Genomic DNA, 22,904 nt, shown 5'->3' on the forward strand with positions numbered 1-22,904 from the left:
ACAAGGCCGTAACTCAACAATAACGCCGCCCACAAGCCGGCTTTTTAAATTTTAACCCACTAAAAAAACCTCTAGCGGCGCACCGCCCCCTACAGCATGCTCGCAACCACCTTATCAAAATCACTAAATTCCTCTTTCAACTTTTCGATAGTCCACCGCCACTTCTGCGTCCTTGGACGACAAATCGTATTCTGATTACCAAACATCCCCGTTTCCCGCACAGCCTGGCCAATTGGCACGGTCTGCAACCATTCGACCGACACAAAGTGATCACATAGCTCAGCATCATCCACAAACTCAGCGTGGTAACTGCCGCGCTTAGCAACCTCGAGCACAGGCAGCTCCTCACCGTTTACGCTCACAGTGAACTCGTTTGCTGGGGTCGATTTACTGCGAACCCTTCCGACGCCAACATAACCTTGCTGAGGGATATTCACCCACACTCGATCACCTGGAGAAAGCAGCTGCAAAGTCCTGCTGTACCAAGCCCCACCACCACCCGAGATAAATCCAAACTCCCTGGCATCCTCCCAGGATCGTGAATTCGAATCTCCAAACGAACAATAGAACTCGCCGTTCCAAGGTTCGACATGCCCTTCACTCGTTGACACCGCATTCACTTGCGTTTGAACAGGGTCGAGCAGCCAGGACCGGCTAAGCAATTGATGCTCGCCCATTTGGAAGATCTGAAAGCACAGCACGTTGATCGGAATATCTCGTTTACTGAGGTATTCAACAATCCGTTCGCTGCTTGCATCTAGCTCTGTTGCAACGATGACCAGTTGATGGCTTTGATTAAGCTCATCGTCGTCCAGGACGCGTCCAAAACGAGCTAAAAAGTCCGCGTAGAGGGTATTCCCTGGCTTGAATCGCTCATAAATTGCGCCTATCTCATTGGGCTGCAAACCCTGAACCCAAGCCGCGTAATCGAGCGTCTGGGCGACAACGTCACGAGGAGTGCGGTCGCGTTTGAGCTCAACCAGTACAAGGTTTCCGTCAGGGGCGATTGCCAGCAGGTCAATGCGTCCACCCGAGCTGGTTTTTACTTGCTTGCCTATGAGCATCCATTCGTCCGAGAGAATGCCAGGCGAGTTAAGGATCATATTTTCAAGCAACTGCTCGCTGACCAATTGGCCCAGAGGTAGCTTGCTCGGGGCAATACCGACGGTCCAAACATCCGTTTTTATAGGCAATTACTGCATCCTTGATTAAATAGCTTTTCACGACTCTATCACCGTCGCACTCCATTCTGGCGGCAAGCGCAATTGGGCTGCAGGCTGCTGCCTAAATTTGGAAAGGACGAATAGATATTTCGCCAGCAAAGACATGATGGCAAGACGTGTCGCAAAAACGATAAATGAAGACATGAACATAGCGATATGGAGATGCTGGTCGGGCACTTCATTCCCCGATCACGAAACGACAAGCGCGTATAAATTATGGAAAGGGTGTGCCGCCTGCACTTCAAGCGCAAGAGCAGGCGACTTGTCTTACGTAGCCTGCATACACTCCACAGCCCGATCTGCCACCATCTTCGCCATCTCCACCAAATGCATCACCGCCCGATGCGGCGCACCAAGCGGTTCACCAAGCGCCTGCGACGTAGCCACCGCACATTGCAGCAACTCCGCCACTCGCCCCCAGGCATCCTCAAAGCTCAGCTCTTCATTAACAGTGAATGGCTCAGTCGCAACCGATAACAGCGAATCCGAAACAACGTTATCCATAGAAAACCTCTAGCGGTAAGTAATTACCACCGTCCTTTCGCGACTAAACGAGCAGAGGTGGCGGCTGTACGCAGGTTAGTCGACCGGCCGCTAGGCACCGGCGCACCCGAAGGTGCCCTGCGCACAGCCACCATAAAGTGCAGATGAGGAGACACCTGGCTTTGGGATGGCGCGTGCGCCTAGCGAAGTCCGGGCGACTAAACCCGATCACTGAATGTGCAGTGACGGTCCGCAGCCTAGTCGCGGGATTTTGCTGGCGCAAGCCGCTCGGATTCTCTAGGAAACGTCCTGCAAATGAAAGGGACCGGTACTGCTGGCTCTTCAACCACTGTCACCTTTGAGTTGACAGTAAGACTCACCCCACCCGATTTATCCCCCACCTCCCACCCATTAATCTGTGCCCATGTTGAACGCAACGCCCAACCAACCCAACCAAAAAAGGATTTCAACCATGAGCACTCCAACCCTCAGCCGCTTGAACAAAGACGACGCCGTAGTCCTGCTGGTCGACCACCAAACCGGTCTGATCTCGCTGGTGCAGGACTTCTCCCCCAACGAGTTCAAGAACAACGTGCTGGCCCTGGCCGACCTGGCCAAGTTCTTCAACTTGCCGACGATCCTCACCACCAGTTTCGAGCAAGGCCCTAACGGCCCGTTGGTGCCGGAGCTGAAGGAAATGTTCCCGGAAGCGCCGTATATCGCTCGCCCTGGTCAGATTAATGCGTGGGATAACGCGGACTTCGTTAAGGCGGTCAAGGCGACTGGGCGCAAGCAGATCATCATTGCGGGTGTGGTGACGGATGTGTGTGTGGCGTTCCCGACGTTGTCGGCGCTGGCGGAGGGGTTTGAGGTGTTTGTGGTGACGGATGCGTCGGGCACGTTTAATACCACGGTGCAGCAGGCGGCGTGGAGCCGGATGACGCAGGCCGGTGCGCAGTTGATGAATTGGTTTTCGGTGGCGTGTGAGTTGCAGGGCGACTGGCGCAATGACATGGAAGGGTTGGGAAATTTGTTGTCCCAGCGGATTCCTAACTATCGGAATTTGATGAATGGGTATGCGGCGGTGACAGCGCGTCAGGGCTGAGGTTGACAGGGTTTCCCAAAAACCTGTGGGAGCGGGCTTGCCCGCGAAGGCGGTGAATCAGTCGATATATTCGGTGACTGATACACCGTCTTCGCGGGCAAGCCCGCTCCCACATTTGATCTTTGCTGCTTTGAGTATTGGGGCAAGCCCGCGCGATCAGTCGAGGATCAGGTGCGGGAGAAACCGGCTTGAGTCCTTGGTGATCAAACTATTGTCTTCCCGCACGCCAATCCCCGCCGCTTGATCGCCAATCACCCAGGAGCCGATCAGCGTGTAGCTGTCACCAAAGCGCGGCAGCGGCGCAAACTCCTGGAGGATAAACGGCGCGTCGGTGTAGGGGCCGTCTTCTTTTACGATCAGGCCGTCGGCGGTGTGCAGTTCGATGTTGGCGCCTTCGCGGGAGAAGAACGGCTTGCGCACCCAGCCCTTTGGCACGGCTTTGCCGGGGTCGGTATCCAGGTGGGACGCGAGCAGGTTGGGGTGGCCTTTGTTGAATTCCCACAGCAGCGGCAGGATGCCTTTGTTGGAGAGGATGGATTTCCAGGCGGGCTCGAAGAACTGGGTATCGCACTGGGCAATCGCGGCGCCGAAGGGCTCGTGGAAGATGAATTCCCAGGCGTGCAGTTTGAACAGGTGCGGGATCCAGCGATCTTCGAGGTCGACGAAACGGCCATCACTGGTCAGGCCGATGTCTTCGATGTCGATGTGGCGTGATTCGATGCCGACTTTTTCTGCGACCAGGCGCAGGTAGTCGGTGGTGCCTTTGTCTTCGACCGAGTCTTTCATCGAGGCGAAGTAGAACGGCTGGTTGACCTGCAATTGGGCGAAGGCCTGATGCAGTTTGGTGTCGATGCTGTTGAACTGGTCTGCGTGCTTGGGCAGCAGGCCGCGTTCGATGCATTGTTCCAGCCAGCCCCATTGAAACGCCGCCGCCTCGTAGAGGCTGGTCGGTGTGTCGTAGTTGAGTTCCAGCAGCTTGGCGGGCCCGCTGCCGTTGTAGGAAAAGTCCATGCGCCCGTACAGATGCGGGTGGCCTTCGAGCCATGAGGTTCGGATCATGTCGAAGAACGGCGCGGGAATGCTCAGCCGCTCAAGCAACTCTTCGCTCTGCACCACGCGGGCCACGAGGTCCATGCACATGTCATGGATTTCGGTGGTCGGGTCTTCGAGGTCGCGCTCGATTTGCTCGAGCGTGAATTGGTAGTACGCGCTCTCGTCCCAGTAGGGTTCGTCGTCGATGGTGTGGAACAGAAAGCCGAGGCTGTCGGCGGTCCGTTTCCAGTCATGACGCTCTGCGCAGTGGATCTTTTTCATGGCCCGGTTTCCTTAACTGCTCGACCCGCCGCCGCCCCAGCCGCTGCGGGCGCTGGCTTTGCTGCCAAAGCCGCCACGGGAGGTCGAGGACGCCACGGACACCGGCTTGCTGGAGGAGCGCAGCGTGTTGGTGTAATTGCTGCTGCCGTACCTGGCCTGGTTGGACCGGCCGAACGTCGCCCCATTCGAGACCCGCTGGTTGAGCGTCGAAGAACCGTAATCGCCGCGATCATCGCGGTAGCGGTACACCGGTTCGGAGCGGTAGCTGTTGCGATTGTTGCTGAGCATGTTGCCGATCAATAGGCCCGTCAGCAGACTGCTGGTGGAGAAGCCTGAGCCGCCACTGTTCGCTTGGGCGCCGCCGACTTGCGCGTTGGCCGCATCGACCTGGGATTGCGTCACCTGGCCGGCGGCGGTCAGTTCGAAACCGCCCAGTTTGGGGATGAACTTGCCGTTGGAGTCCTGCTGACACCAGTTGGCGACAAAGTCGGCATCGCAATCGGCCTGGCTGTCGTACACCGGGGCAATGCGCCGATGCTCGGCCATGGCCGTCATGTAGGCGTCCGAGCACACGTCCACTGGAAGCTTTTCATCGGCGCATTGCTGAACCGACTGGAAGTTGTACTTCTTTTGCAAATCGTAGGTTTTTTCGGTCGGCCCGCAGCCGGATATCGCCATCGCGACCGACGCTGCCAGCGACAACTGGACGTACTTGCTTCGTTTCATCGGGAGCTCCGTGCGCGATCAGTTCTGGGTAGGCGTCATGCACGCGGCATTCAACATGCCGACGCTGATGGACACGGCGGCCACGTAGATACCGGCGGCGAGTTCGCCATTCTTGATGCGCTCGGACGTGCCTTTGAGCACCAGGCTGGTCAGCAGAAACGCCAACAGTTGGACGACGGCGGCAATCACGGCCCAGACGACGAAGTCGAGGAGGCTGATCGAGTAGGCAATCACGTTGCTGGCCGGAATGGCGAAACCGATGATAGCGCCGCCCAAGGCGACCGCAGCCGACACGTTACCCGCACGGATCAGTTCGAACTCCTTGTGCGGCGTGATGCGGGTGTAGATGAACTGGAACAGTGCGAACAGCACAGCCGCACCGAGGATGTAGGTGACAAAGCCAAACACAGCAGCTTTGTTCAGGGAGATAGAGAGAGCTTCCAGCATGGGGGTTTTCCTTTTTTAAAGCGTAGTCAGGTCGGTTGTGTACAGCGAAATGCCCAGCGACGTACTCAGGCTGACGGTGCCCTCTGCGTCTTCTTCGACGGAAAACAGCAGAAACTCGCGACGATCAGTCAGGCCGGTGTCGCGGGCGTACAGCATCGAACGGTGCTCGACGCTGTAGGCGTCCTCGGGGTTTACAACCTGTTCGGTCATCGCCACCAGCTCTGTCTGGCCTGCCTCGCTGCCCCACACTCGGGTGTACTCCACGCCGTTGTGGGTGTAGGTCGGCAGCCCGATCAGGCTCTGTGGCCCCGCCAGTCGACGCAGTTCCGCTTCACTGCTGATGGTGACGACACTGAGGTAATTGAACAGGATCACCGACTCGACCTGCCCGGCGATCTCGCCGGTGGTGTGCACCTGCAGCCAGTAATCTTCGTCGTTCATGTAATAGCGCGACAGCCAGGTCGACTGGCCGAGATCAACGGTGCCGTTGGCCCAGATTTCCTGGGAGCCGGGGATCACTACCGTGGTTTTTTCATCGAGCAACAATTTCAGGCTCGCGTCGAACATCACGCCTTTGCCGGGTGCCAGGCCCAGTGGCCCGGTGACCGGCTGGGTGTTGCCGGCTGTCCATTGCGACGCTGTATTCGCTTTCGGGGCCTCAAGCCCCATCAATTGTTTAAACCATCCCATTGGAGATTTCCTTGAGGCGAGCGGAGGCGATGCAGAAGCGGGGAAAGAGGGAGGCGGCGCGCAGGCGCAACAAAAGAAACATCGACATTTGGCCCCTGACTCCCTGGGTATTTGATTGCGAATGACAAGATCGCCTCGGCGTGTGGAGGCTCAAGCGCGTTCACCCGGCATTAAACCTGCTGCGCGGCGAGGATAGAAGTACCTTGGCTGCAATAAACCCGGCGAACGCGCCAAAGAAGTGCCCCTCGAACGAGATCCCCTGACGAGGCAGGAAACCCACGACCAGGCCACCATACAGCACCGCTACAACACCGGCCGTTATCAGGTTGCTCCAGCTTCTATGAAACCAGGCGCGAGACAGCAGGTAGGCCCAGAGCCCGAATACCCAGCCGCTGGCACCGATGTGTACGCCGCTGAAACCGAACAGCCAGACCAGCGAACCGCCCAGCAGAATAATGATCGCACTGACGGCAATGAACCGATGGACTCCTTCGACAATGACCAAGGTGCCCAGGACCAAAAAGGCGATCAGGTTTGCGCTCAGATGAGCAAACGACGCGTGCAAAAACGGTGAGGTGAGGATGCCGAGCAGCCCCTGCACCGTTCTCGGGATCAGGCCGAATGCCATGAGGCTATAACCGGTCGCCACATTGACCAGTTGCAGCGCGACCATCAACAGCGCCACGCCTGCGATTGTCTTGAAACCCTTCAGGGCATCCATCCTGACCTCGATGTAAAAAAAGAAGGGCAGCGCCTGCCCTTCTTGCTTCGGCGCGGCTTACTCGGCCGACTTTTGCTTCAGGCGTTCCAGAATCGCATTGGCGCTGCCTGTGTCCGGCGTAATACCGGCGTCGCGCAGCTTGCGCTCCAGGTCGGTGCCCGTGGATGCCTCAGCCAGTTCATCCTGGGCTTGCAGTTCAGCGGCACGTTGCTGCTGTTTGGCCTGCAAGCGATTCAGGGTACCGACGGCGGTTTCCAGCTTGCCGTTGGCGCCACCACTGGCGATGGACGCACTGACCTGGGCCTTCTGTACGCTTTCGCGCGCCTTGGCCATGTCCACTTGCTGGCGCAGGCTTTTGATCCGGCTTTCGGCTTTGGTGATGTCCTTGCGCATGCCGTCGGCGTACCCGCCAAACTCCGTGGCCTGCTTTTGCTCGACGTCACGTTCGTTGGTCAGGGTCGAAATGGCTTCGGCCACTTCCATGGCCAGGTCTTCACGATTGGCCTGGATAGCGGCCATGGCCTTGGACTCCAGGTCCTTGATCTTGGCGTCGTACTCGCCGACGCGATCAGTCGCCAGTTTGTGCTTGGCCATGATGCTCACCAGCTCACGCTTGGCGTTGGCCAGCGCCGTGTCGGCGTCGCGAATTTCCTGGTCGAGGATGCGCAGGGCTTGTTGGTCAACGATCGATTCGCCGACTTCGCTGGCACCGCCACGCAGCGCGGTGAACAATTTGCTCCAGATGGACTGAGTCATTGGATACTCCCGAATACTTAATTGAAGAAACGTTCGAAGGCTTCGCTGGCGCGCTGCACGTTGTCGACCAGGGTTTTCACCTCAGTCACGATGTTGGTCAGGCTGGAGTCGGAGCTCAACGCACCGAACATGTTGTAAACAACCTGGCCGTTAGGCATGGACTCGATGCCGATCGACGAAAGCGGGAACATTTCGCGGCTGCGCAGCACCGCGTCATTGAATGCCGTTACGTCATTGATGGACTCGACGTCGACCAGCACGGTGTCCACGATGATCTGTTCGCCGACCACCGCGATGTAAATCGGCAAGCCCCCGAAGTCGTTCATTTCCAGCTTGATGCTGGACTCGGCGCCCTGAACGAGAGAAAGCGTAATGTCGTTGGAAACCACTTCATCCAAGGCCTGAAGCGCTGTGAAGAGGCGATCGATATTCCAGTTAGTACCTGCGCTCATGAAATTCTCCGACATGAATGAGCCAGCCAGAATCGGTTGGCGAAGCTGTTTCTCCATTTGCTTGAGCAGGCTTCGGTTTTCGGGAAGCACCCAAGTCTCGTGTTTCACATAACCGGCGGCCGTCAGGCCCGCGCGCATCTGCTTCATGTAAAAGCTCGATGGTTTTTTCGCGGGCGACTTCAAGCGCTCTCCCTTGCGGCTTGCTGAATCAGGATCGGGCCCTGCTGGCGGGCTCGATGGAGAGCTGCTTTTCATGGTGCTGACCTCGTTGTGAAAAACTCACGCGTGAGAAAATCTACAGGCAATGTTGGCGAGGCTCAATAGCTCACGCGTGAGATTTTTCCTGGTTCGTTGCGCCGGTCAAAAAGCACCCTCCGCTTAAGAATGTCTCTGCCGGCATTGAAATCTGATGAACGGTTCTTTGGCGGGAGCGGCGCACCGCCACCCAGCTTGCCGCGCTCTACGATAAGCCCGCGTTGAACGTCAGGCTTTTTTGCCAATACCCGCCCTACTCCATAAATGTTCCGAAATAACCTCGCCGTTGTGAATTGTTGTGAAGGCTTTGCGAATGGGCTAATAGTCCGTGCTAAGTTCCGTGACGTCATCTTTCACAGCAGCAACGCCCAGCGGCCAACCAACTAAGGCCGCCCTCTCGTTATTCAATAAACCGCCTCGGGTAAGTTACCTGGGAAGTTGTGCGGCCCTGCGCGTTTTAAAAGTGGCAGGCGTAATAATTAGATCAGGAGAAGTACCATGGTAGCGAAGGTAGAAACGACCCCAAAGGACGCAGCGGTCACTCAAAAAAGCTCCGTCGCTGCCTGGGAAAAATCCGTCGAAAAAGCGTCTGCACCCAAGGACGAGTTGGGTAAAGGCCAGAAACGCCCCGAAGGTGATACCCGCTCGGCCCAGCAAATTATTGATGACACGCCGCTGCTCGCCCAGCTCGGTAATCAAAGCGGGGTGAAGGACAACCTTAAAAAGCAGGTCGGCGATTTTGAGAAAGACGCGGACGCCGCCTATCGCGCCTCCAAGGTGCTGGAGCATGTCGAATACATCGACGAAGACGGCAAGCTGACCGATGGCAAGGATGTGGGCAACAACAGCATCGACGGCTTCACCAAAGATGGCGAGGCGCGGCATGGCACTGAGGCGGGCCGGCTTCAGGATTTCGGCAAGTATGGCTATTCCAGCCTGCGCGGCGAGGTGGTGAAGTCGGATTTGGGCGACCAGCAGAAGCGCCCCGACGGTGACACGCGCTCGGCCAAGGAGATTATCGACGCCACACCGCTGCTGAAAAACCTCGGCAATCAGAGTGACGTGAAGGACAACCTCAAGAAGCAAGTGGGCGATTTCGAGAACGACGCCGACGCCGCGTACCGCGCCACCCAGGTGCTGGAACATGTGGTGAGCATCGATGAAAACGGCCATTTGCTCACCGGTATCGACGCCAGGAATAAAGACAACGACAGCATTGATGGCTTCACCAAAGACAAGGAAGCCCGCCATGGCACCGAGGCCGGGCGCTTGCAGGATTTCGGCAAGTACGGCTATTCGAGCCTCAAAGGCGACCTGATGCACGTTAAAGACGCGACGCACACCGACAAGGCCGCGCCGCCCGATGAGCCCGAAGACGTGCAAGCCCTGCGCGACAAATACAACATCCCGACCTTCGGTGCCGAAGGCCTGATGGACATGGAGTTGCCCAACGACAAGACCGTGGGCGGCCAGACGGCCGAGAACTTTGTGCAGGGCATTCGCGATGACATCAAGAGCGGCAAGCTGGCCGAAGACTCGGACGAGGCCAAGATCGTCAAGCTGATGGACGCCCAGGCCGCGCTGGACAACGGCTACGACCTGTACGGCTACGCGGAGAGCATCAACCTGGGCAGCGGCACTTACCGTGAGACGGATAAGACGCCGACGCAGTTGAACGGCAAAGACGTCAAAGAGATGGTCGACGAGGACAAACTCGCCAAAGAAATTTCCACGTTGATGGGCAAGGAAGGGATTAAGGATCGCTACGACGCAGAACTACAGAAAAGTGTCGGTAGTTTGTCGCAAGATCGGTTGAATGAAGTGCGCGAACAAGTATTCCCGGCCCTCTTCAAAGACGGCACCCGTGATGCCAACTTGAACTTCGAGGAATATGTGATCGCGATGAATGACTCGGGTGATCCGAAGAAATCGGAAATGGCCGAGTTGGATGTAGACCGCTATTTCGAGTCGCTGCGCATTCTCGAACCGGACAGCTACACCGCGCGCAAACAGACGTTCGACCAGAACATGATGACGCACCAGCTCAACACCTACATGGAAAACCCCGACAAGGTCTCGCCGGAAAATACCGAAAGTGGGCTGAAGGCCTCGTTCACGATGATCAAGGGCGGTATCAACGCCGCCCTGGGTGGCCTGGACAAGGGCGACAAAGCCTACGACATGTACAAAAAGATGAAGGATGAGATCGACATCCTCGACGGCCATATCAAAGGGCTGACACCGGCAGAGAACAAACAGATCGCAGCGGCCATTCGTCTCGCGGCTGCCAGCGGCGACCCGAAAGCCATCGACAAGGTGGTCGACACTCAATTGAAGGGCCTGGGCGCCAATCGCGAAGCGGCCGCTGGCTCCCTGAAGACAGTGCTGCACACCGCCAGCTCCACCGGCGGGCTCAGTGCCATGGCGGGCACCATGAACCTGGTCAGCGGCGCGCTGCAGCTCGCCAATGGCGGCGGCAACATGACCGACGACCAGAAGATCGCCGCCGCGAAAGACCTGGTCGCCGGCTTGAGCTTCACCAACGACTTCCTCAAGTTCGGTTCGAACATTGTGGAAACCCTGGGTGGCACCAAACCCTATGAACCTGACGTGGACAAAGACGGTAAAGGCCCGGCAAAAATCAAGGCCACTGAATGGCTCGGGCTGATCGATGAGAACCTCCCGGACATCTGGGGTAAGAAAACCACTGAAAAATCTGACGCGCTGGCCGCATCCATCAGCACCCGCGTCAAGGAAGCTTCCGACACTCTCAAGAAACTCGACGTAGGCAATCTGTCGGCCGATGAGGTTAAGGAGTACGACAGCGCCGCCAAAACCCTGGGCGAACACATGGGCGTCAAGGACCTCCCCGGCAAAGGTACGCCGGCGTCCAAATCCGAAATTGCGATCGCCTCCGGGCGCTCGTTCCTGCGGTTTATGGGCGGCTCCGGCCTGGACTTGACCGGCGGCGTGATGGACATCGTTTCCGGCGCGCGCAAACTGAAAAACGCCAAGACCGCACTGGAAAAAACTGACGCTGCCTTCACGCTGGGTGGAGGTGCGTCCGGTACGGGTATGGCGATCGCCAATACCATCGCGATGTTCGCCCCCAAAGGTGCTCACCTGGCAGGCAAACTGGCCGGTGATGTTGCCGCGACGGTCATACGCGGGCTCGCCATCGGCGCGCGAGTGGCGGGTCCGGTTTTCGCCGTGGCGGGTGTGATCTTCGGGGTCGCAGGCACCCTGATTGCCGAGGCGGTCGAGCATGCCAAAATGCAAAAACTCACCGACTCCCAAGGCAAGTTCTTCAAAGACCTCGCCGACGCCGGCGTGACCAAGGACGACTGGGGCGACAAGCTCGAATACGCGCGCTATGCCACCTACATGTACGGCGGCCGCGACACGCCGGACGACAAGTCGATGTTCGAGTATCAGTCGGACGAGTGGAAACACTTCCAGGAAACCGAAGACAAAAAAGGCAGCTCGCTGGCGCGACTGGCGCCCTACCTGCACAAAGACAGCGACCCGGACAGCAAAAACCTGTGGGAGAAATTCCTCGCAGGCGGCACCAGCTCCAGCGGGCCGCATGGCAGTGAACGGCACACCGACGACTGGCGGCCTTGGGGCAGCACGGACATGGAAACGGGGAGCAAGCACACGGCTTGATGTTGCGTAGGCATTTATCAGCCAAGCCCATGCTGTTCAGTCAAGCGTAAATCCCTGTGGGAACGGGCTTGCCCGCGAAAGCGCTGGTTCAGTCAACATCATTGTTTGCTGGGCCGACGTCTTCGCGGGCAAGCCCGCTCCCACAGTTGATCTTCGCGGCTTTGAGTATTGCGTTCGCTTAACTGAGCGCCTTGAGGCGCGGCACGGTCCGGCGCTTGACTCTCCCCTATACGGCACACCCTACCCTGAAAGCTCCCTTTTCAGGACATCACCCTATGCCCCAGCGCATCCTGGTCATCCTCGGCCACCCTTGCGGCACGAGCTTCTGCTCAGCCTTGGCCGATGCCTACATCCACAGTGCAAAAATCGCCGGCCACCCAGTACGCGTCCTACCCTTGGGCGACCTCACTTTCGACCCCGTGCTTCACCACGGCTACACACAGATCCAACCATTGGAACCTGACTTGCTCAGCGCCCAGTCCGACATCCTCTGGGCCACCCATCTGGCATTCGTTTTCCCGATCTGGTGGGGCGGTATTCCGGCGTTATTGAAAGGGTTCATCGACCGTATTTTCCTACCCGGCTTTGCCTTTAAATACCGCGAAGGCAAGTCGTTTCCTGACAAGCTGCTGCTCGGCCGAACCGCGCACGTGTTGGTGACCCTGGACACGCCGCCGTGGTATTACCGCTGGTTCTACCGCATGCCCGGCATTCATCAGGTGCGCAGCACCACACTGGCGTTTTGCGGCATCAAGCCGACCAAGACGTTGATGTTCGGGCCGCTGTTGGCCTCTACGCCAGCGCAGCGGGCAAAGTGGCTGACTCAGGCTGGCGGACTAATGGGAAAAGGGAGTTTTCATGTACATCGGCAAAGCCGCGCAACTGTCGGGCACGACCATCAAGGCGATTCGTCACTATGAGGCGATAGGCCTGTTGCCTGCGCCGCAGCGGGAGGGGCGTTATCGGGTCTATTCGGCGCAAAGTGTCGAGCTGCTGGCGTTGATCAAGTGCGCCCAGCAGTTGGGGTTCAAGCTCAAGGAGTTGCAGGGAATTCTGCACGGGCACGAGGGCGATGTTTTGCCTTGGGAGCGTGCAGACCAGGTTATCGCCAGCAAGAAGCGCGAACTGGCCGGGCAGATTGCCAGGTTGCAGCAGATGCAGGCGGAGTTGATGGCGTTTGAAGCGCAGCTCAAGGACGCGCAAGGGCAGTGCCCGTCAATAAGCGCGAATTGACCGAGTTCTGGCCAAGACCCGGTTTTGGCAGCAGCACCGCGACCTCTCGTTATCTGCCGAACAGATCAAGGTACTCAACCGCCTGCTCGACGGCGCTGAAAAAGGCTTCGAACACGGCATTAACGCCGCGCAGTACCAGGCAGTGGCGAAGGTGTCCAAGGCCACCGCAACCCGGCATCTTACTGATCTGTTGGAAAAAAACTGCCTGTTCCGTTTGCCTGGCGGAGGCCGTAGTACGCGCTATCAAATCAATGGCTGAAGCGACTGAAGCCACCCGCTCATTTGCCCACAATCCCCATGTCTGCTAGTGTCGCGCCGGTTTACCGTCTACCGGAATAGCCGCCATGGCCCGCAAAAAAGTTGCACTCGATTTCGAACAATCCCTCGCTGACCTGCAAACACTGGTCGAGCGTCTGGAGAACGGCGAGTTGTCGCTGGAAGACTCGTTGACGGCGTTCGAGCAAGGCATCGGCCTGACGCGCGACTGCCAGAGCGCGTTGGCGCAGGCGGAGCAGAAGGTCCAGGTTCTGCTGGAACGTGACGGGGAGTTGGCCGAAGAACCTTTCGATGCGGAACAGCCGGAATGATCGACGCGTATCAGGCCAGTAGCCAAGCCCGGGTCAACGCGGCGCTCGAGCCCTTGTTTGTTGCGCCAAGCCCGGAAATGAAGCGTCTCTACGATGCCATGCGCTACAGCGTGATGAATGGCGGCAAGCGTGTGCGCCCGTTGCTGGCGTATGCGGCGTGTGAAGCGCTGGGCGCGCCGGCCGAGCAGGCCAATGGCGCGGCGTGTGCGGTGGAGCTGATTCACGCCTATTCCCTGGTGCATGACGATTTGCCGGCGATGGACGACGACGATTTACGTCGCGGCCAGCCGACTACCCACAAAGCCTTTGATGAAGCCTATGCCATTTTGGCCGGCGATGGCCTGCAGAGCCTGGCGTTCAGCGCCCTGCTGGACCCGCGCTTAAATAGCGTGAACGCAGAAAACAGCCTGCGCATGGTGACCGCACTCGCCCTGGCCGCAGGCCCGGCCGGTATGGTCGGCGGGCAAGCGATCGACATGGGTTCGGTCAGCCTCAAGCTGGATCAACAGGCCCTGGAACATATGCATCGCCACAAGACCGGCGCGCTGATCGAAGCCGCCGTGCACCTGGGTGCGTTGGCCAGTGGCCGCGCTGAAGCTGCGCAATTGGCCGCCCTGCAGACCTATTCCCGGGCTGTCGGCCTGGCGTTTCAGGTGCAGGACGACATTCTCGACGTCGAAAGTGACACCGCGACCCTGGGCAAACGCCAAGGCGCGGATGCCGCACGCGACAAACCGACCTATCCGGCCTTGCTTGGCCTTGAAGCGGCCAAGGCGTATGCCCTGGAACTGCGCGACCAAGCCCTGGATGCCCTGCGACCTTTCGACGCGGCGGCCGAGCCTCTGCGCGACCTGGCGCGGTATATCGTCGAACGCCGCCACTGAGAATGGCGGCCATTGCAGCCGCATATCGGCCAAGTTCGGCGCTCTGCGTGGGCAGTTTGCACCGCTTGAGGTAAACTGCCGCCTCTTCTATACCTATAACGATTCGCCTGATGCCCACGACGTTTCAAGAGATTCCCCGCAAACGCCCGTCCACGCCACTGCTCGACCGTGCTGCCACGCCGGACGGCCTGCGTCGACTGGGTGAAGCCGAGCTGGAAACCCTGGCCGATGAGTTGCGCCTGGAATTGCTCTACACGGTCGGTCAGACCGGTGGGCATTTTGGTGCCGGCCTGGGCGTCATCGAGCTGACCATCGCCCTGCATTACGTGTTCGACACCCCGGACGACCGGCTGGTGTGGGACGTGGGCCACCAGGCGTATCCGCATAAAATCCTTACCGGCCGTCGCGAGCGCATGGGCACCCTGCGCCAGAAGGACGGCCTGGCCGCCTTCCCACGTCGCGCCGAGAGTGAGTACGACACTTTTGGCGTCGGCCACTCCAGCACCTCCATCAGCGCAGCGCTGGGCATGGCCATTGCCGCCCGCCTGCAAGGCAGTGATCGCAAGGCGATCGCGGTGATCGGTGATGGCGCGTTGACCGCCGGCATGGCCTTCGAAGCGCTTAACCATGCGCCGGAAGTGAACGCCAACATGTTGGTGATCCTCAACGACAACGACATGTCGATTTCGCGCAATGTCGGTGGCCTGTCGAATTACCTGGCAAAAATTCTTTCCAGCCGCACCTATGCCAGCATGCGCGAAGGCAGCAAAAAGGTGCTCTCGCGTCTGCCCGGCGCGTGGGAAATTGCCCGCCGCACCGAAGAATACGCCAAGGGCATGCTGGTGCCCGGCACCCTGTTCGAAGAACTGGGCTGGAACTATATCGGCCCCATCGATGGCCATGACCTGCCAACCCTGATCGCCACGTTGCGCAACATGCGTGACCTCAAGGGCCCGCAGTTCCTGCACATCGTCACCAAGAAAGGCAAAGGCTTCGCCCCGGCCGAAGTTGACCCGATCGGCTACCACGCGATCACCAAACTCGAACCGCTCAACGCCCCCGCCGCCGCGCCGAAAAAGGCCAGCGGGCCCAAGTACTCCGGTGTGTTTGGCGAGTGGCTGTGCGACATGGCCGCGGCCGACTCGCGCCTGGTGGGCATCACTCCGGCGATGAAGGAAGGCTCCGACCTGGTGGCGTTCAGCGAGCGTTTCCCGCTGCGCTATTTCGACGTGGCGATTGCCGAGCAGCACGCCGTGACGTTCGCCGCCGGCATGGCCTGTGAAGGCGCCAAGCCGGTGGTCGCGATCTACTCCACCTTCCTGCAGCGCGGTTATGACCAACTGGTTCACGACGTGGCGGTGCAAAACCTCGATGTGCTGTTTGCCATTGACCGCGCCGGCCTGGTCGGCGAAGACGGCCCGACCCACGCCGGCAGTTTCGATTTGTCCTACTTGCGCTGCATCCCCGGCATGCTGGTGATGACGCCGAGTGATGAGAACGAACTGCGCAAGATGCTCAGCACCGGCCACCTGTACAACGGCCCGGCCGCCGTGCGTTACCCGCGCGGCAATGGCCCGAACGCAGTGATCGAGAAAGACCTGGAGCCGATCGAGATCGGTAAAGGGATCGTGCGGCGCCAGGGCAGCAAGACGGCGTTTCTGGTGTTCGGCGTGCAATTGGCCGAAGCGCTGAAAGTCGCTGAGAAGATCGACGCCACCGTGGTCGACATGCGTTTCGTCAAACCGTTGGACGAAGCCCTGGTACGCGACATTGCCGCTAGCCATGAGCTGCTGGTGACCGTCGAAGAAAACGCCATCATGGGCGGCGCGGGTGCGGCAGTCAGCGAGTTCCTGGCGCGGGAGAACATCCTCAAGTCGGTGCTGCACCTGGGCTTGCCGGATGTGTACGTCGAACACGCCAAGCCGGCGCAGATGCTGGCAGAGTGTGGGCTGGACGAGGCGGGTATCGAAGCGTCGGTGCGCGCGCGCATGGCGTTGCTCGGCCTGTAGAAACCGGCTCAAAAAATGTGGGAGCTGGCTTGCCTGCGATAGCATCACCTCGGTCTTACTGACAAACCGAGGTGCCTGCATCGCAGGCAAGCCAGCTCCCACATTGGTTTTGTATTGCTGATAAATGCTATGGACAGCCCATGAACCGCCTTCGCCTTGCCCTACCCTTGCTGCTGCTGCCTGCCCCTGACCTGCTGGCCGACAGCTTCGAGCGCGACGACGCACTGAAACTCCCCGACGTGGTGATCAGCGCCAACCGCCAGGTCCAGGCGCGCAACGACAGCAGCGCCGCCAACACCGTGTTCACCCGTGATGACATCGACCGCCTGCAACCCACCAGCGTGACCGACCTGCTCAGCCGCGTGCCCGGCGTACAAGTGGCACCCACCGGCGGCCGTGGCAGTTTGCCGGGCATCTATATTCGTGGCACCAAATCCGCGCAAAGCCTGGTGCTGGTCGATGGCCAGCGCATCGCCAACACCACCTCCGGCGACAGCGGGCTGCAATACCTGAACGTCGATCAGATTGAACGCGTGGAAGTGCTGCGCGGCTCGCGCTCGGTGATCTACGGCAGCGACGCGATTGGCGGCGTGATCCAGATATTCACTCGGCGTAATGCCGAGCAAGGCCTGCAGCCACGCTTGAAACTGGGGTTTGGCAGCCACCAGACCTGGGAGCGCAGCGTCGGTCTTTCCGGCGGTGATGAACACACGCGTTTCAACCTGGGCGCGAGCCTGGATGACACGGCGGGTATCAACTCAACGCGTGAGTCGTTTCCCAGCGACGGCGACCATGATGCCTACCGCAATCAATCCATCAGCCTCAACCTCAGCCATGCTTTCAGCGACGAACTGGAGGTTGGTTTCAATCTGTTGGATAACCGTGGCAAGTCAGAGTACGACAACAGCTTCGGCCGCTACGACGCGGCTTCCGGGCAAACTGTCGGGCAGAAACCCTACACCGATTACACCGTGAGCAGCGCCAGCGGTTATGTCGACGCCAAGCTCAATGCGCACTGGCAGTCGCGCCTGGAGCTGGGCCACAGCGAGAACCTCGATACCAAGCGCGATACGCTCAGCGATGATTTCAGCGTGTTCAATACCTATCGCGACTCGGTCAACTGGCAAAACGACCTGACGCTGAATGACCAGAACAGCTTGATCCTCGGCGGCGACTGGTACGAAGACCGTTTCCACGGTTCAACCACCTTCACCGAAAACAGCCGCTGGAACCGGGCCGCCTTTGTGCAGCATCGCTTCCACGGCGAGTGGTTCTCCACCGAACTGGGCCTGCGCCGCGACCAGAACCAGCAGTTCGGCGGCCAGAACAGCTGGAGCGGCACCCTCACCGTGCCGATCAACCCCGACAATGACGTGCTGCTGAGCTACAGCGAAGGCTTTCGCGCGCCGACCTTCAACGACCTTTATTACCCTGACACGAAGTACAGCAACCCCAACTTGCAGCCCGAAACGTCAAAGAGCTACGAGCTGCAATGGCGCAGCCAACTGAGTGACAGCACGCGCCTGGAAGCCTCGCTGTATCGCACCCAGTTAAGCAACGCGATCATCCTCGACAGCACCAGCAAGCCGCAAAACGTGGCGTCGGCGCGTGTCGATGGGTTTGAAGCGGCGCTCAAGCAGGAGCTGTTTGGTTGGCAGAGTAACCTGGGCGCCGCCTTTATCAACCCGCGCGACCGTGACACGGGCCACACCCTGGCCCGTCGTGCACGCCGCACGTTGAACCTGGATCTGGATCGACAATTTGACAAGTTGGGACTGGGGGCCAGTTGGCAGGTCATCAGCAGCAGCTACGACGACGAAAAAAACCGCAACCGCCTGGGTGGATACGCACTGCTGGGGTTGCGCAGCAGTTGGGCGGTGAGCCGTGAAATCCGTATTTCACTAAAGGTCGACAACCTGCTGGACCGCCAATACGCCCGCGCCCGCTACAGCTATAACGCTTCGGACTTTTCCAATAATCAGGACTACCGCGAAGCGGGACAGACCTGGATGCTCGGGCTGACCTGGACCCCGAAGCTGTAACCAACGCCCCGGCGCCTCGACCTATCGATTGACCTTTCAGGCAATGGCTCGCTGTCGGAACGAGCATTGCAGTGGCAGGGTCATGTGCGCCGCTCCCCTTGGCGCCTCAACGACGCTCGCGCATGGGCTCATTCGTACTCAGATACCCGGCCTTGATGGCCTCGGCGCAGTCTATAAACCCATAGGCGTTAACACGGTCGGCCTCGGTAAAGCCGACGTAGAAGTCCTTTTTTTTGCCTTGGCTTTCCAGTTCATAGTCAAAACACTGTGAGCTGCCACTACGAATCGGGGTGATGCGCTTGGGCTGCTGGATAGCGAGAATGTCCTGCTTGGAGGTTCTTTCGCCTCGCCCAGCCTTCTCTACCAGCGGATCAGCCCAGAAATTCATCAACGTTGAGACACCTTCCAGCGTCGCGCAGCCGGTCAGCAAAAGGGCAGTAGAAACACCGATGATCAAACGACGCATGGCCACCTCCTGTAGTGGAATAATCGCCATGCGGCACGCATCGCGGGCCATAGAGTAATCCGCTGCTGGCCGAGCCACTCAACGGAAGAATCTTATTAATCGGTAGGACAACACGCCTCTCGCACGCTAGGGTTGCGGGGCAATCAACGCGCAGAGCTCGGCCACCGCCTCGACCATCTGGCCGCTGGGCCGCTCCAGGCCTTTGTCCGGCACCAACAGCAAGCGTCCCTGCGCCACGGCGGCGATCTGCGGCCAGGCCTTCCAGGCGTCCAACTGCGGCTGATCCCCCGCCAGAATCACTTCGGGATTGCGCTGCAACACCGACTCGATGCTGACCTGCGGCGCCGGCAGCTTCAGGTCATCGAACACATTACGCGCGCCGCACACACTCAGCGCGTCGCTGATGATCTGCCCGCCGCCTACGGTGTACAGCGGCTGGTTCCATACCTGGTAAAACACGCGCAGCGGCTCGGCACGCTGATAGCGTTGGCGCAGTTCGGCCAGGCGCAGACGCAACTGCGCGGCTAATTGCCGACCGGCGTCGGCGCGGCCCAATTGCTCGGCGATCGCTTGAACCTGGGTGGTCAGTTGTTCGAGGCTATGGGGTTCGGCGACATACACGGGGATATTCAGACGCTGCAATTGCTCACGCTGCGCCGGGCCGACGCTGCCGGGCCACAACAGGATCAGGTCCGGTTTGAGGCTGAGCAGGCGTTCCATGTTCAGTTGTCCGTAATGCCCAACCGACGGCACTTCGGCCAGCACCGCCGGGCGTTCGCCGCCGTCAAGCACGCCCACCAGCAAATCGGCAGCGCCCAGTTCAACCACGATTTCAGAGAGCGAAGGCGCCAGGCTGACGACGCGCTGAACCGCCAGCGCCTGGGCACTGAATGCCAGCAGCAGCACCGCCAGCCAGTAGCGCATCATCCCAATTGACGCGGGATGCGGTAGAGGTAAAACAGCACCAGGGTGGACAGCGCCAGCAAAAACAGCGGCACCGCTTCCAGGCCGACAAACACCGCCAGCGCGCCGATCCAGGCCGGTAGGGCCGCCACCAGCAACGCCGTGCGACGACGGGCCGCGAGGGTGATCCAGGCAGCCGGTTCTTCGGCAGTATCGAGGGCTTTGGCGGTGGCGATCAGCGCGTGTTTATAGCCGTTAAAATAACGCAGGCTCAAAAACATCGAGGCCACGCCGGCAATAAAGAACGGCATGGCCAATACGGGAAGCAGGGACTGGGCCTGGCCGAACACCAGGTTGATCACGAATAGCGGCAGCAATGCCAGGGCCAGGTACTGCCACCAGTTGAAGGACAGTCGCCGTTTCACCTGGCCACGGGTCACGCGCGGTCGACCTCGCCCTGGTGCTCGTTGCCCATCATGTGGTCGAGCTTGCTGGCTTTGGTCGCCAGGTAGAGTTTGTTGTGCGGGTTTTGCCCGGTGTGCAGCGGCACGCGCTCGGCCACGGTGATGCCCATCTCGGTCAAGGCTTTGACCTTGCGCGGGTTGTTGGTCATCAGGCGCAGGGATTTCACGCCCAGGTGCTCGAGCATCGGCAGGCAGATCGCATAGTCACGCTGGTCAGCGGCAAAGCCCAGGCGTTCGTTGGCTTCGACGGTATCGGCGCCGCCGTCTTGCAGCTCGTAGGCGCGGATCTTGTTCATCAGGCCGATGCCACGGCCTTCCTGGCGCAGGTACAGCAGCACGCCACGGCCTTCGCGGGCGATGGCGCGCATGGCGGCTTCCAGTTGCGAACCGCAGTCGCAGCGTTGGCTGAACAATGCGTCGCCGGTCAGGCACTCGGAGTGCACGCGGCCAAGCACCGGCGCGCCGTCGGCGATGTCACCCAGGCTGAGCACGACGTGCTCGCGGCCAGTGGCCTCTTCGAGAAAGCCGTTCATGGTGAACGTGGCAAAAGGGGTAGGCAGCTTGGAAGCGGCGACGAAAACGACGGGCACCGTGTGCTCCTGATTTCAGATTTCACAGAGGGCGCCATTGTAACAGCAGGTTCCTACAGACGCTTAAGCTGAATTATCGCTGATAAAGATCAATCGGTTCGATTGGCCTTCGTCCCGGTTCTATGCAGGTCAGAACGGGTAAGGCTGCTTCCAGTGTCCGAAAATCGGCTTCAGTTCGCCGCTTTTGACCAAAGCCGCCATGCGCTGGTCATACACCGCCATCAAGGCCCGGCCGCGCTCAGTGTCGGCAAAGCCTATGTATAGCGGCAGCTCGGCGATAGGCGTGAGCCTGAACCGCGAAGGATCGTCCGCCTGGCCAAGCACGTACCTGGCTTCGGTGAGCGAGTCGATGTAGAAGTCGGCGCGGCCGTGCTGCAGCATCGGCAGGATGCCGTCTCGGCGTTCGATCTGGTTGAAGTGACGCAGGTTGGGCAAGTACTCCTCGTACTTGTAGCCGCGTACCCAGGCCAGGCGGTAATTGCCCAGCGTGGCGAGGCTTGGCGACGGCGTCGTCGCCAGCCCGAGGGCGTAGATGTGGTCCGAGTCGAAATTCCAGTGCGGGTACAACACGCCGCTGGCTTCATCGCGATAGGCACCGACCCAGCCATCCACCTCGCCGCGCTGGGCCAGGCCGACCGAGCGGGTATAGGGCTCGCTGCGGGTTTGCAGGGTGATGCCGGCGGGCTCGAAGATTTGGCGCAATACGTCCCAGGCCAGGCCGCTGCCATCTTTGTTGGTGTAGTCGTTCCATTCCTCACTGGCCAGCGTGATCTTGCCAGGGACCGGGCCCTCATCTGCTTGGACCAGCGAGGCAAGTGCACACAGCACCACCAGCAGCCAACGGCGTACATCCATAACGACACAACCCCACACACCGTAATATCCGTATAGAGGGTAGCGCAGGTCGCTGGCTTACGGTGTTTCTTGAAAATGCTGATAGCCACGCACGGCCGGTGTGATGTCTTGCCCAGTGGCATCGAGCAAGGTGACGCCCTGCCCCGCCTCGACCCGACCGATCACGTGGATCGGCCAACCAGCAGCCTGCAACGGCGCCAGCTCGGCCGGCGGCAACGTGAACGCCAATACGTAGTCGTCGCCCCCGCTCAGGGCCGCCACGCGCGCCTGGTCATCACCGAGAAACGCCAGCAAGGCCGCGGACAACGGCAATTGCTGACGCTCAATCACCAGGCTGACAGCCGACGCCTTGGCGATATGCCCGCAATCGGCCAACAACCCGTCGGAGATATCCATGGCCGATGTGGCCTTTGCCCGCAGCGCCAGGCCCAACGCCAGTTGCGGTTGTGGCGACCAGTAGTGCGCCAGCAGCGGCTCGGCGACAGCGGCGTCTGCCGTGCGTTGGCCCAGTACCAGCGGCAACGCACCGGCAGCATTGCCCAGCTCACCGCCTACACACAGCAAGTCACCCGGTTGCGCACCGCTGCGCGTCAACGCCTGCCCGGCCGGCACACGGCCAAACACGGTCAGGGTCAGGCTCAGCGGCCCGCGCGTGGTGTCGCCGCCCACCAGGCCCACGCCGCAGCTTTGCGCCATGGTGTTCAAACCCTGGGCATAGCGTTGCAGCCAATCGGCATCGACCGTCGGCGTTGTCAGGGCAAGGGTAAAGGCAAGCGGATGGGCGCCCATGGCGGCCAAGTCGCTCACTGCCACGGCCAGCGAGCGCTGGCCGAGCAGGAACGGGTCACACGGGTCGGCAAAATGCACGCCGGCCACTAACGTATCGGTAGAGATTGCCAACTGCTCCCCGACGGGGAGCGCCAGCAAGGCGCAGTCGTCGCCGATCCCGAGGGCAATGCCTTCGCCGCCCTGCGCACAGGGCGCGGCGGCGAAGTAGTTGCGGATCAGCTCGAACTCACCCATTGGGAAGGTC

Annotated in this window: 23 protein-coding genes and 1 pseudogene; 9 read left to right on the forward strand and 15 right to left on the reverse strand. The window is 59.9% G+C overall.

What is annotated here, in order from left to right:
• Positions 1 to 89 precede the first annotated feature (89 nt).
• Together ABWL43_RS25750 and ABWL43_RS25755 are read right to left on the reverse strand one after the other, a co-directional pair.
• Positions 90 to 1,193, reverse strand: a complete 1,104-nt coding sequence (locus tag ABWL43_RS25750; protein ID WP_404485255.1) for a nuclease — start codon at positions 1,191 to 1,193, stop codon at positions 90 to 92.
• Positions 1,194 to 1,490: 297 nt separating this feature from the next.
• Positions 1,491 to 1,727 carry a hypothetical protein gene (locus ABWL43_RS25755; protein ID WP_404485258.1) on the reverse strand — a complete coding sequence of 79 codons (237 nt, stop codon included), beginning with the start codon at positions 1,725 to 1,727 and terminating at the stop codon, positions 1,491 to 1,493.
• A 451-nt stretch (positions 1,728 to 2,178) separates the two neighbouring features.
• Here ABWL43_RS25755 and ycaC point away from each other — a divergent pair, with 451 nt between their 5' ends.
• Positions 2,179 to 2,811, forward strand: coding sequence for an isochorismate family cysteine hydrolase YcaC (gene ycaC, locus ABWL43_RS25760; RefSeq protein ID WP_242201397.1), 633 nt, complete (start codon positions 2,179 to 2,181; stop codon positions 2,809 to 2,811).
• 156 nt (positions 2,812 to 2,967) lie between these two features.
• On the opposite strand, the gene ABWL43_RS25765 is transcribed toward ycaC, so the two are convergent.
• The 7 genes from ABWL43_RS25765 to ABWL43_RS25795 form a co-directional block, all read right to left on the reverse strand.
• On the reverse strand, positions 2,968 to 4,125 hold the full coding sequence (locus ABWL43_RS25765) for a glutathionylspermidine synthase family protein (RefSeq protein ID WP_404485260.1): 1,158 nt from the start codon (positions 4,123 to 4,125) through the stop codon (positions 2,968 to 2,970).
• 12 nt (positions 4,126 to 4,137) lie between these two features.
• Positions 4,138 to 4,851, reverse strand: a complete 714-nt coding sequence (locus ABWL43_RS25770; protein WP_159960212.1) for a DUF1190 domain-containing protein — start codon at positions 4,849 to 4,851, stop codon at positions 4,138 to 4,140.
• An 18-nt stretch (positions 4,852 to 4,869) separates the two neighbouring features.
• Positions 4,870 to 5,298, reverse strand: a complete 429-nt coding sequence (locus tag ABWL43_RS25775; protein ID WP_106580265.1) for a DUF350 domain-containing protein — start codon at positions 5,296 to 5,298, stop codon at positions 4,870 to 4,872.
• 15 nt (positions 5,299 to 5,313) lie between these two features.
• Positions 5,314 to 5,988, reverse strand: a complete 675-nt coding sequence (locus ABWL43_RS25780) for a DUF2491 family protein (protein WP_404485264.1) — start codon at positions 5,986 to 5,988, stop codon at positions 5,314 to 5,316.
• Positions 5,989 to 6,148: 160 nt separating this feature from the next.
• Entirely contained in the window at positions 6,149 to 6,709 is a 561-nt protein-coding gene (locus ABWL43_RS25785) for a rhomboid family intramembrane serine protease (protein ID WP_404485266.1), read from the reverse strand.
• 57 nt (positions 6,710 to 6,766) lie between these two features.
• Entirely contained in the window at positions 6,767 to 7,465 is a 699-nt protein-coding gene (locus tag ABWL43_RS25790; RefSeq protein WP_145162567.1) for a PspA/IM30 family protein, read from the reverse strand.
• A 17-nt stretch (positions 7,466 to 7,482) separates the two neighbouring features.
• Positions 7,483 to 8,064 (reverse strand): YjfI family protein, encoded by a 582-nt coding sequence (locus ABWL43_RS25795; RefSeq protein WP_145162716.1) that lies wholly within the window; start codon positions 8,062 to 8,064, stop codon positions 7,483 to 7,485.
• 606 nt (positions 8,065 to 8,670) lie between these two features.
• Here ABWL43_RS25795 and ABWL43_RS25800 point away from each other — a divergent pair.
• The 8 genes and pseudogenes from ABWL43_RS25800 (at position 8,671) to ABWL43_RS25835 (ending at position 18,593) form a co-directional block, all read left to right on the forward strand.
• Positions 8,671 to 11,838: a hypothetical protein gene (locus tag ABWL43_RS25800; RefSeq protein WP_404485269.1), complete on the forward strand. Its 3,168-nt coding sequence runs from the start codon at positions 8,671 to 8,673 to the stop codon at positions 11,836 to 11,838.
• Positions 11,839 to 12,113: 275 nt separating this feature from the next.
• On the forward strand, positions 12,114 to 12,758 hold the full coding sequence (locus ABWL43_RS25805) for an NAD(P)H-dependent oxidoreductase (RefSeq protein WP_404485272.1): 645 nt from the start codon (positions 12,114 to 12,116) through the stop codon (positions 12,756 to 12,758).
• The gene (locus ABWL43_RS25810) at positions 12,697 to 13,071 is read left to right on the forward strand and encodes a MerR family transcriptional regulator (protein ID WP_404485275.1); all 375 of its coding nucleotides are present in this window, start codon (positions 12,697 to 12,699) and stop codon (positions 13,069 to 13,071) included. Before ABWL43_RS25805 ends, ABWL43_RS25810 begins: the two co-directional genes overlap by 62 nt.
• Positions 13,061 to 13,330, forward strand: a pseudogene (locus ABWL43_RS25815) (DUF4172 domain-containing protein); the annotation flags it as partial. The gene ABWL43_RS25810 and the pseudogene ABWL43_RS25815, both read left to right, overlap by 11 nt.
• A gap of 85 nt (positions 13,331 to 13,415) precedes the next feature.
• Positions 13,416 to 13,658, forward strand: coding sequence for an exodeoxyribonuclease VII small subunit (locus tag ABWL43_RS25820; protein WP_003176346.1), 243 nt, complete (start codon positions 13,416 to 13,418; stop codon positions 13,656 to 13,658).
• The gene (gene ispA, locus ABWL43_RS25825) at positions 13,655 to 14,542 is read left to right on the forward strand and encodes a (2E,6E)-farnesyl diphosphate synthase (protein ID WP_262208835.1); all 888 of its coding nucleotides are present in this window, start codon (positions 13,655 to 13,657) and stop codon (positions 14,540 to 14,542) included. The genes ABWL43_RS25820 and ispA overlap by 4 nt, the downstream gene beginning before the upstream one ends.
• 110 nt (positions 14,543 to 14,652) lie before the next feature.
• Positions 14,653 to 16,551 carry a 1-deoxy-D-xylulose-5-phosphate synthase gene (gene dxs, locus ABWL43_RS25830; RefSeq protein WP_242201379.1) on the forward strand — a complete coding sequence of 633 codons (1,899 nt, stop codon included), beginning with the start codon at positions 14,653 to 14,655 and terminating at the stop codon, positions 16,549 to 16,551.
• A 140-nt stretch (positions 16,552 to 16,691) separates the two neighbouring features.
• Positions 16,692 to 18,593 carry a TonB-dependent receptor domain-containing protein gene (locus tag ABWL43_RS25835; protein ID WP_404485279.1) on the forward strand — a complete coding sequence of 634 codons (1,902 nt, stop codon included), beginning with the start codon at positions 16,692 to 16,694 and terminating at the stop codon, positions 18,591 to 18,593.
• Between the two features lie 106 nt (positions 18,594 to 18,699).
• Here the strand turns inward: ABWL43_RS25835 and ABWL43_RS25840 are convergent, their stop codons facing one another.
• The 6 genes from ABWL43_RS25840 to thiL form a co-directional block, all read right to left on the reverse strand.
• Entirely contained in the window at positions 18,700 to 19,059 is a 360-nt protein-coding gene (locus ABWL43_RS25840) for a hypothetical protein (protein WP_404485282.1), read from the reverse strand.
• 126 nt (positions 19,060 to 19,185) lie between these two features.
• Positions 19,186 to 19,986, reverse strand: a complete 801-nt coding sequence (locus ABWL43_RS25845) for a cobalamin-binding protein (protein ID WP_404485284.1) — start codon at positions 19,984 to 19,986, stop codon at positions 19,186 to 19,188.
• A complete protein-coding gene (locus ABWL43_RS25850; protein ID WP_145162608.1) occupies positions 19,983 to 20,402 on the reverse strand; it encodes an MFS transporter in 420 nt (139 codons plus the stop codon). Before ABWL43_RS25850 ends, ABWL43_RS25845 begins: the two co-directional genes overlap by 4 nt.
• A complete protein-coding gene (ribA, locus tag ABWL43_RS25855) occupies positions 20,399 to 21,016 on the reverse strand; it encodes a GTP cyclohydrolase II (RefSeq protein WP_017135999.1) in 618 nt (205 codons plus the stop codon). Before ribA ends, ABWL43_RS25850 begins: the two co-directional genes overlap by 4 nt.
• A gap of 129 nt (positions 21,017 to 21,145) precedes the next feature.
• Positions 21,146 to 21,871: a substrate-binding periplasmic protein gene (locus ABWL43_RS25860; protein WP_404485287.1), complete on the reverse strand. Its 726-nt coding sequence runs from the start codon at positions 21,869 to 21,871 to the stop codon at positions 21,146 to 21,148.
• Positions 21,872 to 21,928: 57 nt separating this feature from the next.
• Positions 21,929 to 22,894 (reverse strand): thiamine-phosphate kinase, encoded by a 966-nt coding sequence (thiL, locus tag ABWL43_RS25865; RefSeq protein ID WP_404485289.1) that lies wholly within the window; start codon positions 22,892 to 22,894, stop codon positions 21,929 to 21,931.
• Positions 22,895 to 22,904: the final 10 nt, after the last annotated feature.

Source organism: Pseudomonas sp. HT11 (assembly GCF_044875395.1).
Taxonomy (GTDB): Bacteria; Pseudomonadota; Gammaproteobacteria; order Pseudomonadales; family Pseudomonadaceae; genus Aquipseudomonas.

Bases quoted from the DNA above. Each gene is read 5' to 3' on its own strand.
- ABWL43_RS25755 (WP_404485258.1), bottom strand. From the start codon at position 1,727: ATGGATAACGTTGTTTCGGATTCGCTGTTATCGGTTGCGACTGAGCCA.
- ycaC (WP_242201397.1), top strand. From the start codon at position 2,179: ATGAGCACTCCAACCCTCAGCCGCTTGAACAAAGACGACGCCGTAGTC.
- ABWL43_RS25765 (WP_404485260.1), bottom strand. From the start codon at position 4,125: ATGAAAAAGATCCACTGCGCAGAGCGTCATGACTGGAAACGGACCGCC.
- ABWL43_RS25770 (WP_159960212.1), bottom strand. From the start codon at position 4,851: ATGAAACGAAGCAAGTACGTCCAGTTGTCGCTGGCAGCGTCGGTCGCG.
- ABWL43_RS25775 (WP_106580265.1), bottom strand. From the start codon at position 5,298: ATGCTGGAAGCTCTCTCTATCTCCCTGAACAAAGCTGCTGTGTTTGGC.
- ABWL43_RS25780 (WP_404485264.1), bottom strand. From the start codon at position 5,988: ATGGGATGGTTTAAACAATTGATGGGGCTTGAGGCCCCGAAAGCGAAT.
- ABWL43_RS25785 (WP_404485266.1), bottom strand. From the start codon at position 6,709: ATGGATGCCCTGAAGGGTTTCAAGACAATCGCAGGCGTGGCGCTGTTG.
- ABWL43_RS25790 (WP_145162567.1), bottom strand. From the start codon at position 7,465: ATGACTCAGTCCATCTGGAGCAAATTGTTCACCGCGCTGCGTGGCGGT.
- ABWL43_RS25795 (WP_145162716.1), bottom strand. From the start codon at position 8,064: ATGAAGCAGATGCGCGCGGGCCTGACGGCCGCCGGTTATGTGAAACAC.
- ABWL43_RS25800 (WP_404485269.1), top strand. From the start codon at position 8,671: ATGGTAGCGAAGGTAGAAACGACCCCAAAGGACGCAGCGGTCACTCAA.
- ABWL43_RS25805 (WP_404485272.1), top strand. From the start codon at position 12,114: ATGCCCCAGCGCATCCTGGTCATCCTCGGCCACCCTTGCGGCACGAGC.
- ABWL43_RS25810 (WP_404485275.1), top strand. From the start codon at position 12,697: ATGTACATCGGCAAAGCCGCGCAACTGTCGGGCACGACCATCAAGGCG.
- ABWL43_RS25820 (WP_003176346.1), top strand. From the start codon at position 13,416: ATGGCCCGCAAAAAAGTTGCACTCGATTTCGAACAATCCCTCGCTGAC.
- ispA (WP_262208835.1), top strand. From the start codon at position 13,655: ATGATCGACGCGTATCAGGCCAGTAGCCAAGCCCGGGTCAACGCGGCG.
- dxs (WP_242201379.1), top strand. From the start codon at position 14,653: ATGCCCACGACGTTTCAAGAGATTCCCCGCAAACGCCCGTCCACGCCA.
- ABWL43_RS25835 (WP_404485279.1), top strand. From the start codon at position 16,692: ATGAACCGCCTTCGCCTTGCCCTACCCTTGCTGCTGCTGCCTGCCCCT.
- ABWL43_RS25840 (WP_404485282.1), bottom strand. From the start codon at position 19,059: ATGCGTCGTTTGATCATCGGTGTTTCTACTGCCCTTTTGCTGACCGGC.
- ABWL43_RS25845 (WP_404485284.1), bottom strand. From the start codon at position 19,986: ATGATGCGCTACTGGCTGGCGGTGCTGCTGCTGGCATTCAGTGCCCAG.
- ABWL43_RS25860 (WP_404485287.1), bottom strand. From the start codon at position 21,871: ATGGATGTACGCCGTTGGCTGCTGGTGGTGCTGTGTGCACTTGCCTCG.
- thiL (WP_404485289.1), bottom strand. From the start codon at position 22,894: ATGGGTGAGTTCGAGCTGATCCGCAACTACTTCGCCGCCGCGCCCTGT.